This window comes from Caballeronia sp. AZ10_KS36, assembly GCF_023631105.1.
In the GTDB taxonomy this organism is placed as follows: Bacteria; Pseudomonadota; Gammaproteobacteria; order Burkholderiales; family Burkholderiaceae; genus Caballeronia.
In genome coordinates this window covers 94,140-109,193 of sequence record NZ_JALQDQ010000009.1, presented here as the reverse complement: position 1 = coordinate 109,193, position 15,054 = coordinate 94,140, and the positions used below count along the sequence as shown (strand labels likewise).

Here is a 15,054-nt window from a genome sequence, read left to right as displayed (position 1 = left end):
TGTCATCGCCGCGTTTCGCCGAACAACGGCGGTGCATCGCCGAACGCCTCTGCGAGGTAATCCACGAATCGGCGCACAACGATGCCACGATGCGTCTGACGAACGGCGTCGAGATCAGCGCGCGCCCGGATGAACTACGCCGCGCGATGGCGCAACTGCTGGCCGCGAAGCCGCGCATTCGCAATACGGTGCGCCGCGTGGTGTCGAGCGGAAACATCGCGCTGGTTCTGGCGGACTGGACGCTGGCTGTTACGCTACCCGACGGGTAGCCGCATGTGGAATTCAGGTCATGGAGAAAGGACCGGACGATGCCTGGCGGCTGAGAATCTCGAATCCCTTGGGACTGGACTGAGTCGAGAGTCGCCACTTACGAAGAAGACGATAAGCATGCCGAACCTTCGCTATCAGGCATCGACGATGATGAACTACACCGCGACGCGTCGCGAAGCCTGCGCTCGTCGCGCAGGCTTCGCGGTCAACTGTCGGTGCCGGGATTGTGCAGCGCCTGCGATATCGCCGCGCGCAGTTCGATCGCCTGATACGGCTTGTGGAGCACCGGAAACTCGGTGCCGTCGATGTCGTTTCTCGCAATCGACGTGTCGGCGTAGCCCGTCGTCAGCAAGACGCGCAGCAGTGGCTTGCGGCGCTTCGCTTCCTGCGCGAGCATCACGCCGTTCATGCCTCCCGGCATGATGAGGTCGGTGAAGAGCAGTTCGATCTGAGCGTCCCCGCCGAGTATCTCGAGAGCGTCATGCGCCCCATGTGCAACGCGCGTCTTGTACCCGCCTTGCTGGAGGATCATCGCGGCGACTTCGGCCACGTCGGGCCGGTCATCGACCACGAGGATCGTCTCGTTGTGCGCGGACTCGGCGACACGTCGGTGCCGCTGCTCGATGGACGTTTCCGCCGCCACCGCCGGAAAGTACAGCCGCACGGTCGTGCCGTGGCCCGGCTCCGAGTAGATATCGACCGCGCCGCCTGATTGTCTCGCGAAGCCGTAGACCATCGACAAGCCCAGGCCCGTTCCCTTGCCTTCTTCCTTCGTCGTGAAGAACGGGTCCATCACATGCGCAAGAATATGGGCGGGAATGCCGGTGCCATTGTCGCTCACCGACACCCATACGTACTCGCCGGGCGTGAGCTGCGCGAATCCGATGGGCCTTCGGTCCGTCAGCGACAGATTGCCGGTGCGCACCGTGACTTGCGGCTTGTCCTTACCGTTAAGGGCATCGCGCGCATTCAGAAGCAGGTTGAGCACCGCCACTTCCAGTTGCGAAGCGTCGAGCTGACAATTGCGCAGCGCCGGGTCCGGAACGAAGTTGAGCGCCCCGCTGTCGCCGAACGTGTTCTCCGCGAGTTCCCGAATGTCGGCGAGCCGCGCGTTGAGGTTGATGATTCGGCCGCGCAGTTCTTGCTTGCGCGCAAACGCGAGCAGTTGCTGCGTGAGCGTGGACGCACGCGTGATGGCATCGCGCATCCGCTCCACCGGCATCACGAACCGGCTGAGATCAAACCGCTCTTCGATGCCGAGCTTCATCACATCGACATAGCCGCTCATCACCTGCAACAGGTTATTGAAGTCGTGCGCGATGCCGCCTGTCAATTGCCCGAGTGCTTCCATCTTCTGCGATTGCCGCAGCGCCTCTTCCGCGTCGCGGCGGCGGCTGATGTCGAGCTGAGACGCGAAGAAATACACGATATCGCCGGCCTCGTTTCTGACCGGCGAGATAAACAGTGCATTCCAGAAGGTCGATCCGTCCTTGCGATAGTTCAGCACCTCGATATTGATTTCGCGGCCTTGCAGGACGGAATCGCGAATCTCGGACACGGTGGCCTGGCTCGTCTCGGGCCCTTGCAAGAGCCGGCAGTTCTGCCCGATCAGTTCCTCGACGCTGAAGCCCGTCAGGTTAAGGAACGCCGAGTTCACGAAGACAATCGGGTTGTCGGGCTGATTCGGGTCGGTGACGAGCATGGGCATGCGTGTCGTCGAAACAGCCGCGAAAAAGATATCGTTCGAATGGTCGCTGAAGGATGGGCGTACGTTGCTTACGGTGGGGCGCTCGATGTTCAATTTTTGTCCTCGTTCTGGCCGCATCCACCGTCTGGCGGTGCGCGAGGACCGCCGAAACCCGGCGATGTGTCGACGAGGATTCTAGCTTGCGGCGCGCAACGTTGTCGCGTTCGCGTAGGCGTGAATCACGCTCTGGCCGCGCCGCTCAACTGCTCTTCTATCGTCCTCGTCAGCGGCGACTGCACGTCGCCCGTGTGCTTCGTCTCAACAGGCTCGATCAGCACGATCCAGCATTCTTCGTCGGCAACCGGGTTATGCAGCGTGCCGCGCGGCACGACGTGCATGGAGCCTGCGGGCAAACGCACGGCTCGGCCGCCTTCGTATTCGATGGTGAGATTGCCGCGCACCACGAAGAACAACTCGTCTTCGTTCGCGTGGTCGTGCCACGCGAGTTGACCGCGCACCTTGGCGACCTTCACATACTGATCGTTGACCTGCGCGACGACTTTCGGCGACCAATATTCGCGGACATCGCCGAACGCGGCTTCGAGGTCGAATGATTCGGCAAACTGAAGAACAGACATGGGCATCTCCACATGAACAAGACGTTTGGTCGAGCGTGACGCGGACTCTAGCGCATAAGCGGACGATCTGCCCGAACCGCCGTCATTCGATCAGTGCCGCGAGTTCATCCGCCGTGCCCGACGGAAACGATGCCTTGAGGTGCGCGAGAAATGCGGAAACGCGCGTGCTCAGCAAGCGCCTCGAAGGATACAGCGCCCACAACGCGATCTCCGGCCCCTCGACATCGCCCCAATGCGCGAGTTTGCCGGCGGCGATATCGCGGCTCACCAGCGACAGCGGCAGACAGGCGGCGCCCACGCCGAGGCGAACGGTGTCGCGCACCATGACGAGCGACGACAGTTGCGCGACCGGCTCGATGAACATGCGCGCCTTTCCCCGCGCGCCGATAACGTCCCAGTACGCAGTGCCTTCAGGCGCCACCCGAACGACTGCGCGAACGCTGGATTTGGCTGCCGGTCGCTTCAGTCCCGGCTGCGCGACGACGACGAGCCGGTCGCGCAGGAAGATGCGCCCGACCAGCGTCTCGTTCGGTTCAGGGTTGACGCGGATCACGAGGTCATACCCTTCTTCGATCATGTTGACCGGGCGATCTTCCGTCGTCACTTCGATGCGGACCTGCGGGTGCTTCAGGACGAACGACGCGACCAGCTTTCCCATGGCTATCTGCGAGAAGAGCGCGGGCGCGCTGATGCGCAAGCGGCCGCGCGGCTCATCGCTGCCGGATGCAATGGCGGCGGCGCTTTCATTGAGCTCGGCCAGGAGCGCGCCGGTGCGCTCGTAGAGCGCGCGGCCCTCCTGTGTGAGCGTGACCCCGCGCGCACCGCGTTCGAAGAGCCGTATGCGAAGGTCGTTTTCGAGTTCGGCGACGCGTCGCGAGAGGGTCGCCTTGGGCCGCTCGGACGCGCGAGCGGCTTCTCCGAAGCTGCCGTACCGCGCGACGAGGTTGAAGTCAGCGAGAGCGAGAAGGTCCATGCGGGTCCTAGTCAGCGTTCCTGGGGTGTTCCATGGGTGAGACGCCTCGTCTCTATATCACATCTTCCGGACATTCAGTGGATCACTTACCTTAGGTGCATGCCAACCACTTGAAGGAGTTCCACCATGACTATTCTCGTTACCGGTGCCACCGGCCGCGTCGGCCGTCAGGTCGTCGAACAACTCGTCAGCCGCAACGCGGACGTGCGCGTGCTGGTGCGCGATCCATCGAAAGCGCAGTTCCCGGGCAACGTGGCGGTCGCACAGGGCGATATGCTCGATATCGATTCGCTTCGCCGGGCCTTCGCCGGCGTGCGCACGCTGTTCCTGCTCAACGCGGTCGCGGGCGACGAGTTCACGCAGGCGCTGATCACGCTGAACATCGCGCGCGAGTCGGGCGTCGAACGCGTGGTGTATCTGTCGGTCATGCACGCGGAGCGGTTCGTCAACGTGCCGCACTTCGCGGTGAAGTCCGGCGCCGAGCGCATGATCGAGCGAATGGGTTTCAGCGCGACGATCCTGCGCCCTGCGTACTTCATCGACAACGAACTGATGATCAAGGACGTCGTCGTCGATCACGGCGTCTATCCGATGCCGATCGGGAGCAAGGGCGTCGCCATGGTCGACACGCGGGACATCGCGGAGGTCGCGGCCATCGAACTGTTGCGCCGCGACGAGGCCGCTGCGGATCTTCCCGTCGAGGTCATCAATCTCGTTGGACCGGACACATTGACGGGCACCGCGCTGGCGTCCATCTGGTCCGACGTGCTGGGCCGGCCGGTGGCCTACGGCGGCGACGATCCGAGCGGATTCGAGCAGAACCTTGCGGGCTTCATGCCGAAGTGGATGGCTTACGAGATGCGCCTGATGGCCGAGCGCTATGTCAGCGACGGCATGGTGCCGGAAGCCGGCGACGTCCAACGCCTTGTGCGCATGCTGGGGCGTCCGCTGCACACGTACCGCGACTTCGCCGCGCAACTGGCGAGTTGAGCGTCGCGCTTGCTGATCGACGAGGACGAATCGGCACCCACGGGTGCCGATGAAGGGAGGCGTCGGCGCGCATTGAGAAGCTATCGTGGTCCCCCCGACAGGAATCGACGACTTCCTCTGCAGGTTATATCAAAGTTGCAGCAAAGCTCATCAAACCCCTTCCCATAAAGGCCGTCGGCAGTTTGCTGCCGCACTTTTGCGGCCCCAAAGAACTATCAAACGCCACCAGATTTCGGATATGCTTTACGCCAAATTTACGCCAACGCATGGTGAAGCATGGCAACGTACAGGAAGCGCGGCACGAGCTGGCGAGCGGAGGTGGCTAAGGCAGGCATTCGCGAGTCAGCCACGTTTGACACGAAGGCGGAGGCCGTTGAGTGGGCGACGAAGCTAGAGGCGGAAATTGCTGGTGGCAAGCGGCGCGCGTATTCAAAGGTCCAGAAGACGCTCGGCGACGCGATGGACAAGTACCTCGACGAGATTTCGCCTAGCCACGCGAAACACGAGTGGAACGTCACTCGAATCGCATTTTTGAAGTCCGACTTGGCATTTGTCGGCGAGACTGTCCGGAACGTCAAACCTGAATCTATCGGCAAATGGCGTGACGCGCGCCTGAAGGAGGTCAAATCTTCAACGGTAAATCGCGACCTGAATTTGCTGTCGGCGGTGTTCGAGGCTGCCAAGACGGAGTGGAAATGGATTCACGACAATCCGGTCCACGACGTGAAGCGGCCGAAGGATCCGCCGCCGCGGCGCCGGCGCGTCCCTGACGCTGACGTTACCTTGATGACGACAGCATTGGGTTTGAGCGACGGGAAAGCGATCGAAACGACGCAGCAATACACGGCGATGGCGTTTCTCATCGCCATCGAGACGGGTATGCGGCAGGGTGAAATTGTCTCGACTGTCCGCCCGAACGTCCATGCCGAGCATCGCTACGTTCATATTCCGAAATCAAAGAACGGAGACGCTCGGGATGTACCGCTCAGCGCCCGGGCGTTGGCCCTTTGGAATCGCCTTCCGATTGTGGCAGGAGAACAACGGTGCTTTCCGGTCTCACAGGGGAGCGTCGATGCTCTGTGGCGAAAAGTCAGAAAGAAGGTGGCGCAAACTCATCCCCACATGGCGGACCTGAATTTCCACGATTCGCGACATGAAGCTTGCACACGCCTTTCGAGGAAACTGAACGTCCTAGCGCTCGCTAAAATGATCGGTCACCGAGACATTCAATCGCTCATGATCTATTACGACGAGACACCGGCCGAGTTGGCGGCGCGGCTTGACTGAGTTTCTCAGCGTTATCGCGACACGCTGTGATTTGAGCGCGAGTACGGACTCAACGACTTGCACACGCGCTTCTGACTGTGATGGCCCTCTTCCAATCGGATCCCGGCGTGCGCCACTGCCGCAGATGCGAGCACTGGGGTGGAGACCTTGCGAACGGCCTCCATGCGCTGTGTCTGCATGGAGGCCGCCAACAGGTGAAGGCGCTGCCGGAGAACGGTTGCGCCTTCTGGGTCCGCGCGATCGGGCTAGACGAAACAGAGCCACCGCAAGGGAAAACTGAAAAGTTCGAAGACGAACCCGCATGGCCAGACGGAAGCGCGGATTAGACGGGGTGCGCCGCGATGAAGTTCTTGACGGCGGTATATCGTCCCTTCTTCGTGGTCGAGTCCGTGCCGAGCAGGCCGAAATTGACCTCGTTCGTGTTCGAGCCATCGGACGCCGCATCGGCGAGCTGGTACAGCATGCAGCTGAGGATCGGCTGCGAGTAGCTGTTGCGGATCGCGTACCACTTGTCGAGGAGATACCCCTGCGTCGTGAGCGCCGCGGAGATCGATGCCTCGTCGGGATAGAGCGCCGTGTACGTGCCGTCCGTGTTCCGCTTGTACGTGTTGACGCCGTACTCCGAGATCACGAGCGGCTTGCCGTAGCCGCAGGCGCGCGTGATGCCGTTGCTGATCGGCTGACCGACTAGCGCCTCGAAGTTGTCCGAGCTCGTGCTGTTCTGCGTGTAGACGTGCAGAACAGTAATGTCCCACGTAACGATCTTCGTGGAGTCGTACGTCGTCGGCGCGGAAGGCGTCGAGCCGTCCGACAGCATGTCGAGAAATCCGAAGTGGAGCCACGAGATAGCCGGGCCGCCGACCTTGTATGCCGGATTCACGGACTTGATGCCGGCGATCATGCCGCGCACCGAACCGCGCGCGCGCAGGAACGCCGCATTGTTGTAGTCTGTCTTGGAGTTACCCGAATTGCTGACGTAGCCGTTCTCGAATTCGTTGCCGCACTCGAAATACGGCACGCGACCGCCGAGCTTGGTCGCCGCGTCGACGCCCAAGTTATAGCCCATCGTGTACGCGGTCGTTTCGGTGCCTGTGGTTGCGTTGTCGTAGGCTTTGTCCCACCGTGGCAGCAGGACCGGGACGACCGTAATATCGGGATAGGCGTTCATGAACGACAGGAACGTATTCCCGTCGCTCGACGTGATTGCGCCCGTCGACGAGTCGTAATTCGCGCTGTACCCGTTGCGATACGACATCGTCCCCAGATCGCGAATCGCCGTCGCGTTGTTGCCCCAGTTCGTCGACGTGTAGCCGGGTTGGCTCCATGTCAAATGACCATTGATGCCCCAGAACGGCAGCAGCGCGCTCGTGCGCGGATCTCCCGACACCGACACCCACGCCGACCCGCTCCATGACCACCAGTTACCCGCCGCGTTCGACTGGTAGATCGTGCCGTTGTAGTAGAGCAGGATCACGACCTGACTGGTATAGCCGGCCGCCGCGCCGTTGCGCATGATGCGACCGTCGTACGTCAGATACCAGCCGTTCCCGCTCGCGTCGATGAGCCGGGAATTGCTTTTCGAGATCGCCGTGCCGGAAGCATGCGCGGGCAACAGAAGCGGGTATGCCGTCTTCGTGAATATCTTGCCCATGATTATTGATTCCAGACGCGCACGTGCCAGTGATTCAGCGTCACCGTATTCGCGGTCGAGCCCGCCGCGAAGCTGCAGGTAACGGTCAGGGTCTGATCCTGCGTGAAGTCGATCGCCGTCTGCTGCATGCCGATGATGCCGGTCTGAAACGGCGCATTGTTGTTACTCGCGCGCACCATGTTCGCGGTCTGCGAATTGGCGTTCTGAATCTGGATATAGCTGTCGAAGCTCGTCGAGCCCGAGCCGTTCGAATACAGCCAGAGCGTGACGCCGCCGATCGCGATCGTGATCGTCTTCGCGTTCGACGTGTCCGTCATGGTCAGGGCCGGCAGGAATTCGAGCAGGCCCTGCGGCCCCATCGTGTTCGCCGGGATAACCAGTGACAGCAGACTGAACGTCGTCGAAAGACCTTCGCCGGCGTTATGCGCGACAGAGACGCCGGTCTGTTTGAACCAGATGTTGCTCGTCACGGCGTCCGCGCCCTGATACGCGACCGAGTAAGCCGTTGACGTGCTCGCGTCCGTGTAGGTCGTGACGGTACGCGTCCACAGAAACTGCCCCTGCGTAAGAGCCGGAACGGATCCGGACCATGTCCCCGTTGGAACCGTAGTTCCCGACGCGGACGTCTGGTACGTCACCGCAGCCGATGCGACTCCGACGCCGGAACTACCGGGGTTGCCGTCCGCGCCCTGATACGCGACTGAGTACGATGTCACCGTCGACGCATCGGTCATCGTGAGAATGACTCGCGACCAGAGATACTGGCCCTTGCTCACAGCCGGAACGGCGGCGGTCCACGTGCCAGTGGGAACGGTCGTGCCAGATGAAGACGTCTGGTACGTCGTCGCCGACGAAGCGACGCTTACGCCGGCGTTGGCGGCGAGATACGCCTTCAACTGCGCGGCCGTCATCTTCTTCTCGAGGCCGCCCTGCGCTGCGAATATCAGATCGGAGTCTGAAATCGTCCCAGCCGCGTCGAAGTCCTTAAGCTGCTTGCCGCCCGCGTTTGCCATGTTCGGAGCCTAGAAATGAGAACGCCCGCGCAAGGCGGGCGTGGGTTCGTAACGCTGCTGGATTCCAGCGATAGATTAGGGATTCAGAATGGACAGCTTGTAGTCAGCGCAAGTGACCGTCGACGCAGCGTTGGTGATATTGCCGATGATGTTGATCGTGCGCGCGACAGTGAAGTCGAGCGCAAGGTTTAGCAGTGCCGTACCGGTGCCAAAAGCAGAGACCGTGCTTGACGAGGCGGCGACCTGAGCCTTTTGGTTGTTCTGGTTCGAGACCGACGTGAGGCTGCGCAGGCTTTGACTGGCTGCGAAGCCCGTCGACTGTAGAAGGACGATGCCCGTCGCGTCGTCGGTGATCTTGATCGTCTTCGTGTTTGAGTCGCTCGAAAAGCCCCAGAGCACCTCCAGATCGAACCTGCCAACAGGCCCTAGCGCGGGGATGACTATCTGCTTGATCTTCTGGTCAGCGTTAAGCGTGGTCGACACAGTCGATGTGGGTATGCCGTCGCGCTTTGTAGTGCTGGAGGCTGACGATAGACCGGCTACCGAAAGCAGTTGCATGAACTCGGCGTAATCAAGGCTCATTGTTTCACCCACACAGGCTTTCCCGACGGTTTCTGCACGCCGTTGACGTTCGTGTATGCGTAGGTCTTGACCCACGTCGCGCCGCCGTAGCTGATTGACTCCGTTGCGAGCGTTCCGTCGCCGTTGTAGGCATATGACGAAGGCAGTTGCTCGCTATCGATGTGCCCGGACGGCGACAGGTCCGTATAGATGATGGTCATTTCAGTCCTTCTTCTGTGGACAATTTCTCGTGTAAGCAAGGTCGTGCGCGAGGATCTGTTGCTTCGTCTCGTACGTGTCGGAGCTGCTTGCTGTGATAGGTCTGACCCAGTCGCATGCAGTGTCAATCACGCGGGTGACCGGCTCCGGCGTCGGCGTCGTCGCGCAACCAGCGATTGCCAGAACGCAGGACATAAGGATGGCCGGCCTCTTCATTTGTTGCTCCTGAGTGCACCGATTGCGGCGAGCTGTGCATCGATGTCTTCTCTCGGTACAGCCGCAGCCTGCTGATCAGCCTCCGTGCGATTGACGACGGCTTGTTCGCCGGCCGCAGACGCCGCAGCATTCGCTTGATCGACCTGGCTCTGCTTCGCTGCAACAGTTGCGGCAGCCTTTGCTTCGACCTTCGACGCCTGCTGATGACGAAAAAAGCCGAAGGCGAGACCCCCGGCTCCGAACAGTGCCGAGAGGATAGTCACGGCGTGGGCGATGAGGAAAGTAACGATGAGAGTCATGACCAAACCCCTGTTAGGAAGAGACTGCGTTCTCGCGCGCGGCGCTTCACAAGCCCCGGCATGACTTTTCCGGCGGCGATATTCCAACGCGTGAACTGCTCGGCTGCGCCGTCGTAATCACCGGTGTTGAGCAGCTTGAGCAGCGTCGAGGTCGAGAGACTGCCGGTGCCGACGTTGAACGAGAAGTCCACCAGCGCGGCTTTCTGCTGAGCAGTCAAGGGAACCTTGACAAGTCCATCGACGGCCGCGCCGAAGCGCAACAGGTCCGCCGTCAAGCGAGTGTCCGCTTGCTCTTGCGTCCAAACCGTGCCGCGCCCGATGCCTTTACCGGTCGCGCCATAGCCGCACGTCCACGGATCGCCGCCGCTCGCCGGGTCCGGATAGGCTACAAGCTCGCAGCCCTCAGACGCCTTGACTAGCGGTTCACAGAGCGCATACCACGCCGGATTGGCGACGGCCGGCGTCTCGACTGTCTCTTCGAGCGGCGGCGTAGCAGCGGCGGGTGGCTTGCTTGGCGAGATCGACGGCGTTGGCGCCGCGCGAAGCGGCGGCGGAGGCTTTTGTCGCCAGAACATGGCGACTAACGTGTCGAGCCAGTTCATTGCGATACGGCCGGCGCCACCGGCTGAGGATTAGCCGCAGCGGTCGCCTCGCGCAGCTCGTACTGCTTCACGATGCGAGCCAGCGGCACCGCGACCGAACACGCGATCGTCAGCAACCCAAACACGTTCTTCGGCACGAACGCCTGAATCATCGGTAACTGATCTTGGAACTGCGCGAGCGCGCCGAAGAACGTCGCCAGCATGCCGAAGCGCGAGGCCCACGACTTCAGCAGCACGGTGCGCGCTTTTCCGACCAGTTCAAATCGAATAGACATGACTTCTCCTCGCGCGGGCTGCGCGTATTTGAAATAGATGGGTGACTTTTTCCGTTATCGGTATTTCGATAACGAGAGGGCTATCGGCGGTTGCCGGCCCAAGGCGTCGGCGGGACAGCTGCCGTCGGATGTGTTGCGGTTTCCAGCTTCTTGCCGACAGACTTCACCGCGCTTGCCGCCTCGTCCGCTTTAACGACGGCGACGTTGACCTTCTGGTCGACCTTCTCCACGGTCTGCTTCGCGTCCACGGCCGCCGCCGCGGCTACCTTGGATTGCTTCAGCATTGCGGCCGTGCGCTGATCATTGATTCTTGCGCGGTCCCCGAGAAAGCGAAGCGTGTACGCAGCGAGCTCGTGTGTATCGTCCATCTGCTTCTTGAGGTCGGCCAGCGACTGCGCGCTCTGCTCGTTCAACTGTTGGAGCTGCTGCACTTTGCCTTCGTATTCGGCGACACAGGCGTTCCGCGTCTCGGCGCGAACCTCCGGGAAGCGCTTGATATACCCCGCGCGCTCCGTTTGCCAACTGGAACGCTCGACGGACATGCCCCACTGCCCCACGAAGTAACCTACAGCCGCCACGCCGAATAGACCAACGATGATGCAAAAGCCGACCACCCACCAACGCCAATCACGAACTCGAGACATCTGAACCCCTCCGGTTACCGACCGTCGCTTCAAGGCGCTCGATCCGCGTCTTCAGTTCTAGGACTTCTGACTCTGCGCGTAACGCGCGCCGGTTCGCCTCATCGGCCCGTTGCTCCGCAGACCGCATTAACTCTTCTGCTCGGTCGGCACGCTGCACCGCGAGAAGCTCGCGCGCTTCGGCGCGGCCGGCGCGCTCTTCGGCAAGAGTCGCGAGCCGCTCGAAGCGCGCGATGGCCTCGACCTGTCCCGCTGAATCTGCTGCGGTGATGCGCGCCTCGCCTTCGCTTTCGGCCTGGCGTCGCCGGTCGATCTGCCGCCACATGCGGCCTCCGACCCAGAACGTCCCCACACTGCCGAGTGCCGTCACTATCGACTTGACGCCCTCGTTCCAGAATTCCGACATCTGGCACACCTCGTACTTTTGCCGGTCATCCGGGCATAAAAAAAGCCGCCTCTATGGGCGGCTATTGGATCCGGCTTCAGTTAGCTGGTGCGGTCGGCCAGACTGGACTCGCTTGCGTCAGGTCTACTCGACTGACGGCGACGCGGTATTGCTTCCACTGCTTCAGCAGCGTTGTCTCCGCGTCAGTTGCCTCGTCGATATCCACCGCATCCTGCAGCGGCGCAATCGCGAGCGCCGCGATACCAAGTAGGTTATCGCGCATCGCCGTGTTATTAGCCGCGATCTGCTCCGGCGTCGGTCCTATCACCGGCGCGGGCCCGAACGTCGAGCCGTCATAGACCCAACCGACTTGCGGCACCGGGTTGATGTTGCCGATGTCGACGCACTGCGCGACGAACTCTGGTGTGTAACGATCGGCGATAGCGATTTCCTGTCCGGTTCTGGCGACCCATGCTGCCCAGGTATCGGGGTCCACCGAATCTTTGGCAGATTCGTCCGGTTGAGGCCAGACGACAGGAGTGATGATTTCGCGAACCACGTTGTCGTCGATGTAAGCGTAAGTGCTCATTTAAGTTGCCGCTCCGAATTCGTAAACGATGACGACCCCATTCCCTCCACGACCGCCAGCTATAGCCGATTGGCTTGGGCCGAGCATTGAACCGCCGCCGCCTGCACCTTGACTCGGCGAAGGGAGTCCCGCAACGTTGATAACGCCGGGTCCACCGCCGCCCCCGAAAGGCGACGAGCCACCCGCAGCGCCGTAGCCGGCCGTCGTAGAAAGAGCCACCGAAATACCGCCCGAGGCACCGGCCGCCCCGGTTATGTTGCCGCCTGTTGGCGCAGCACTGGTGTTCACGCCTGTAAACCATGGAGGTGTCGTGGGGCCCGCCGATGTTCCGCCCAGGCCTCCGGGGCACGACACAAGCGAACCGAACGACGATGCAGTGCCAGGGTTGCTCGCAAATCCGCTTGCCGGCGCTCCGCCGACACCGACAGTAACCGCAACACCGGAGAACCCGCTCGTAATGAGCGCCTTGGCATATGCCCCAGCACAGCCACCAGAGCCTACGGAGATCTGGGACGCACCGGTGGCGGCACATCCGCCGCCCGATCCAGCACCGCCAAGAACTTCGACGATGACAAACTTGGTTCCCGCAGTGGGCGTGTACGTGCCATTCGAGGTGAACGTCTGAACGTTGAGAAGTTTCCCGTTCGTCAACGCCTTAATCGCAGACAGCACCTGGTTGTATGCCGTCTTGCTCGGCGTTAATCCTCCGGCCACAACGATGGCGCGAAGCTCTTCCTGAACCATGTTGAGGAACGAGGCGCGCACCAGTGTTGCGGGAGTTCCTGTCGCTGGGTTGCCCTCCGTCCAGTAGCCTTCCGTACCGGCCGCTTCAGGCGTGGGCAGGCTAGACGCAGCGGTTGCATCGTCGATTCGAAACATGTGACCTCGTGGATTCTTAAAGTGCTATGACGCGGTGACGACTGGCGTCCCGTCGCTTGTGATGACCATGGTTCCGTCGGAAGTTAGAACAGATCCCGCGACGGTGGCGCCACCGCCATAAGAGAAGATCGGTACCGTGTGTGCCGGCATAACGGCGCGGATCTCACATTCGAGGACAGAGTTTCCCCATGACGCTAACGGGTCACCCGCGACTGATGAGCCAGCCCGAGCACGCACGATGGTGTTAGCCGGCGCGTTGATCTGCCATGCGAACGCCCAAGCCACCCCGTTGTCTGCTTGCCCAGCCCGAAGTTGCCCCACACGCGCGGGCACGAACTGTGTGATCGAGATCGCGTACCCTAGAGATGCAGCAAAAGCAACGATCTGCGGTATCGACGCGCCGCCGACGGCGGTGAAGCGCGCGATGACTTGAGCACGCCGTTGCGCCAAACTTGGCGCAGGACCTGCACAAGGGTCTGGCAAGCCAAGCGTCTCTTCCCATTCAGGAAGAAGCTCATAAGTTGTCGACGGGAATGCGTCGACCAGCAAATAATTTGCGCGCGCGGTCTGACGCTCGTAGCACGGCGTCAATCCTGAAAGGGTCTTCGTCTGAACCGAGTCTGGATCGCGAGGCCAGACTCTCCCGCGTGGAAGCAATGCCTGCATCGCGGCAAGGAAATCGGCCGCTTTATAGTTCGGTGCGAGCATTGATACCTCAGACGTAGTTCACGCCGGCCAGAACCGGCAGCTGCCCCACTCCACCGGTGATGTTCCCCGGATAGGTTGTCGTGGTGCCTCCGACAACTCCTTGCACGAGCGTGATGACGAATCCACTGGTTCCCGAGACAGACGCGATCGCGGACTCGATGTCAGATCGATTGATTGTTCCCGAGCGGGGATCGCCGTTCCGGAAGAACACGTCGGAGATAGCCGCAGAGATCGCGGCACGGGTTGCCGTCGTCGCGCTCGTCAATCCTGACAGTGTGAAGGTGAGATTGTTCGGGACTGGTGCGCACGAGTAGACCAGAGCGGTAACCGGCTGCTGATTGATGATCGAGTCAGCGACAACGAGTTGATCGCCGGTCGCCACCGTCCCGCGCGGCGCGCCGCCGGGCCCTTCGTCGTACTGCGATACCCCGTTCGTTCCTTGGGGAAAACCGTTATGTGAAGCTTCGGCCACATCCCACATGGTATAGATGACGACCGTCCCCGCTCCGAACCCGTTCGGTGCGACCCACGCGCGAGTCACGCCAGCAACGTCCGTCGCCCAGCCGACATAATCCTGCCGGTCTCCCCCTTGAGGAGTGTTCTGATAGGCGGCGAGCATGCGCGTACGCAGAGCATCGTTTGTCTCGATGTCGGATCCCGATTGCACTGTGCCAGTCACGACGCCCGTCGACTGAAGACCTGCTACGGCAGTGCCAAGATTCATTGCCGTGCCCGCGTCGGCGTTTCCCGCCGTGCCCGCTGTCGTCGCAATGATCGTCACGGCGAGCGACCCGCCACTGCCGACGGTTGCCGTGGCCGCTGTCGTGTACGTTGCGCCGTCACCACGCACGACCTGAGAGCCCGCACTAAGGACGGTTCCCGGGGTTCCCTGGAATGATGCAGTCAATTGCGCCTGCGATGCCGCCTTTCGATAGACGCTCTTGAGCGCCGCCCAGCCCTCTAGATATTCGTCCGTCGCGGTGAATGGCACCGCTTGCTTCGCGATCCAATCGAGGAAACCGAACTGCGCATTCGACAAGCCCGCCTGCACCTTGCCGATGACTTTCAGCACGGTGAAACGCAGCGTGGCATCGGCACCTTGCAAAGCCGAATTGATGTCGGCCGCCACCTCTGCGATGAGAGTGGAAAGTGTTTTTCTCGCGAATGGCAT

At 61.5% G+C, this 15,054-nt stretch carries 19 protein-coding genes; 3 read left to right on the top strand and 16 right to left on the bottom strand.

Annotated elements, in window-relative coordinates:
* The first annotated feature begins 89 nt into the window (after window positions 1–89).
* Window positions 90–269, top strand: coding sequence for a Cif family virulence factor (locus NCR35_RS05800; protein ID WP_250533579.1), 180 nt, complete (start codon window positions 90–92; stop codon window positions 267–269).
* Between the two features lie 206 nt (window positions 270–475).
* On the opposite strand, the gene NCR35_RS05795 is transcribed toward NCR35_RS05800, so the two are convergent.
* The 3 genes from NCR35_RS05795 to NCR35_RS05785 all read right to left on the bottom strand — a co-directional run bounded on the left by NCR35_RS05795 (window position 476) and on the right by NCR35_RS05785 (window position 3,568).
* Window positions 476–2,095, bottom strand: coding sequence for a histidine kinase famiy protein (locus NCR35_RS05795; protein WP_284502890.1), 1,620 nt, complete (start codon window positions 2,093–2,095; stop codon window positions 476–478).
* 101 nt (window positions 2,096–2,196) lie between these two features.
* Complete coding sequence (locus NCR35_RS05790; protein ID WP_250533576.1) at window positions 2,197–2,595, bottom strand: cupin domain-containing protein; 399 nt, start codon at window positions 2,593–2,595, stop codon at window positions 2,197–2,199.
* Between the two features lie 82 nt (window positions 2,596–2,677).
* Window positions 2,678–3,568 (bottom strand): LysR family transcriptional regulator, encoded by an 891-nt coding sequence (locus tag NCR35_RS05785; protein WP_250533574.1) that lies wholly within the window; start codon window positions 3,566–3,568, stop codon window positions 2,678–2,680.
* Between the two features lie 126 nt (window positions 3,569–3,694).
* On the opposite strand from NCR35_RS05785, the gene NCR35_RS05780 reads away from it, so the two are divergent.
* Together NCR35_RS05780 and NCR35_RS05775 are read left to right on the top strand one after the other, a co-directional pair.
* The gene (locus NCR35_RS05780; protein ID WP_250533573.1) at window positions 3,695–4,558 is read left to right on the top strand and encodes an SDR family oxidoreductase; all 864 of its coding nucleotides are present in this window, start codon (window positions 3,695–3,697) and stop codon (window positions 4,556–4,558) included.
* A gap of 318 nt (window positions 4,559–4,876) precedes the next feature.
* On the top strand, window positions 4,877–5,845 hold the full coding sequence (locus tag NCR35_RS05775; protein WP_250533572.1) for a tyrosine-type recombinase/integrase: 969 nt from the start codon (window positions 4,877–4,879) through the stop codon (window positions 5,843–5,845).
* Window positions 5,846–6,167: 322 nt separating this feature from the next.
* Here the strand turns inward: NCR35_RS05775 and NCR35_RS05770 are convergent, their stop codons facing one another.
* The 13 genes from NCR35_RS05770 to NCR35_RS05710 all read right to left on the bottom strand — a co-directional run bounded on the left by NCR35_RS05770 (window position 6,168) and on the right by NCR35_RS05710 (window position 15,054).
* Complete coding sequence (locus NCR35_RS05770; RefSeq protein WP_250533571.1) at window positions 6,168–7,496, bottom strand: hypothetical protein; 1,329 nt, start codon at window positions 7,494–7,496, stop codon at window positions 6,168–6,170.
* Window positions 7,497–7,498: 2 nt separating this feature from the next.
* Complete coding sequence (locus tag NCR35_RS05765) at window positions 7,499–8,509, bottom strand: hypothetical protein (RefSeq protein ID WP_250533570.1); 1,011 nt, start codon at window positions 8,507–8,509, stop codon at window positions 7,499–7,501.
* Window positions 8,510–8,584: 75 nt separating this feature from the next.
* Window positions 8,585–9,091, bottom strand: coding sequence for a hypothetical protein (locus tag NCR35_RS05760; RefSeq protein ID WP_250533569.1), 507 nt, complete (start codon window positions 9,089–9,091; stop codon window positions 8,585–8,587).
* Window positions 9,088–9,291 (bottom strand): hypothetical protein, encoded by a 204-nt coding sequence (locus NCR35_RS05755; protein ID WP_250533568.1) that lies wholly within the window; start codon window positions 9,289–9,291, stop codon window positions 9,088–9,090. Before NCR35_RS05755 ends, NCR35_RS05760 begins: the two co-directional genes overlap by 4 nt.
* A 210-nt stretch (window positions 9,292–9,501) precedes the next feature.
* On the bottom strand, window positions 9,502–9,804 hold the full coding sequence (locus NCR35_RS05750) for a hypothetical protein (RefSeq protein WP_250533567.1): 303 nt from the start codon (window positions 9,802–9,804) through the stop codon (window positions 9,502–9,504).
* Complete coding sequence (locus tag NCR35_RS05745) at window positions 9,801–10,406, bottom strand: lysozyme (RefSeq protein WP_250533566.1); 606 nt, start codon at window positions 10,404–10,406, stop codon at window positions 9,801–9,803. Before NCR35_RS05745 ends, NCR35_RS05750 begins: the two co-directional genes overlap by 4 nt.
* Window positions 10,403–10,681 (bottom strand): DUF7940 domain-containing protein, encoded by a 279-nt coding sequence (locus NCR35_RS05740; protein ID WP_250533565.1) that lies wholly within the window; start codon window positions 10,679–10,681, stop codon window positions 10,403–10,405. The genes NCR35_RS05745 and NCR35_RS05740 overlap by 4 nt, the downstream gene beginning before the upstream one ends.
* 80 nt (window positions 10,682–10,761) lie before the next feature.
* Window positions 10,762–11,223, bottom strand: coding sequence for a hypothetical protein (locus NCR35_RS05735; RefSeq protein ID WP_250533564.1), 462 nt, complete (start codon window positions 11,221–11,223; stop codon window positions 10,762–10,764).
* Between the two features lie 85 nt (window positions 11,224–11,308).
* Window positions 11,309–11,728, bottom strand: coding sequence for a hypothetical protein (locus NCR35_RS05730; protein ID WP_250533563.1), 420 nt, complete (start codon window positions 11,726–11,728; stop codon window positions 11,309–11,311).
* 76 nt (window positions 11,729–11,804) lie between these two features.
* Window positions 11,805–12,296, bottom strand: a complete 492-nt coding sequence (locus tag NCR35_RS05725) for a tail fiber assembly protein (protein WP_250533561.1) — start codon at window positions 12,294–12,296, stop codon at window positions 11,805–11,807.
* Complete coding sequence (locus NCR35_RS05720; protein ID WP_250533560.1) at window positions 12,297–13,175, bottom strand: glycine-rich domain-containing protein; 879 nt, start codon at window positions 13,173–13,175, stop codon at window positions 12,297–12,299.
* Between the two features lie 24 nt (window positions 13,176–13,199).
* Complete coding sequence (locus tag NCR35_RS05715; RefSeq protein ID WP_250533558.1) at window positions 13,200–13,883, bottom strand: YmfQ family protein; 684 nt, start codon at window positions 13,881–13,883, stop codon at window positions 13,200–13,202.
* A gap of 7 nt (window positions 13,884–13,890) precedes the next feature.
* A complete protein-coding gene (locus NCR35_RS05710) occupies window positions 13,891–15,054 on the bottom strand; it encodes a baseplate J/gp47 family protein (RefSeq protein WP_250533557.1) in 1,164 nt (387 codons plus the stop codon).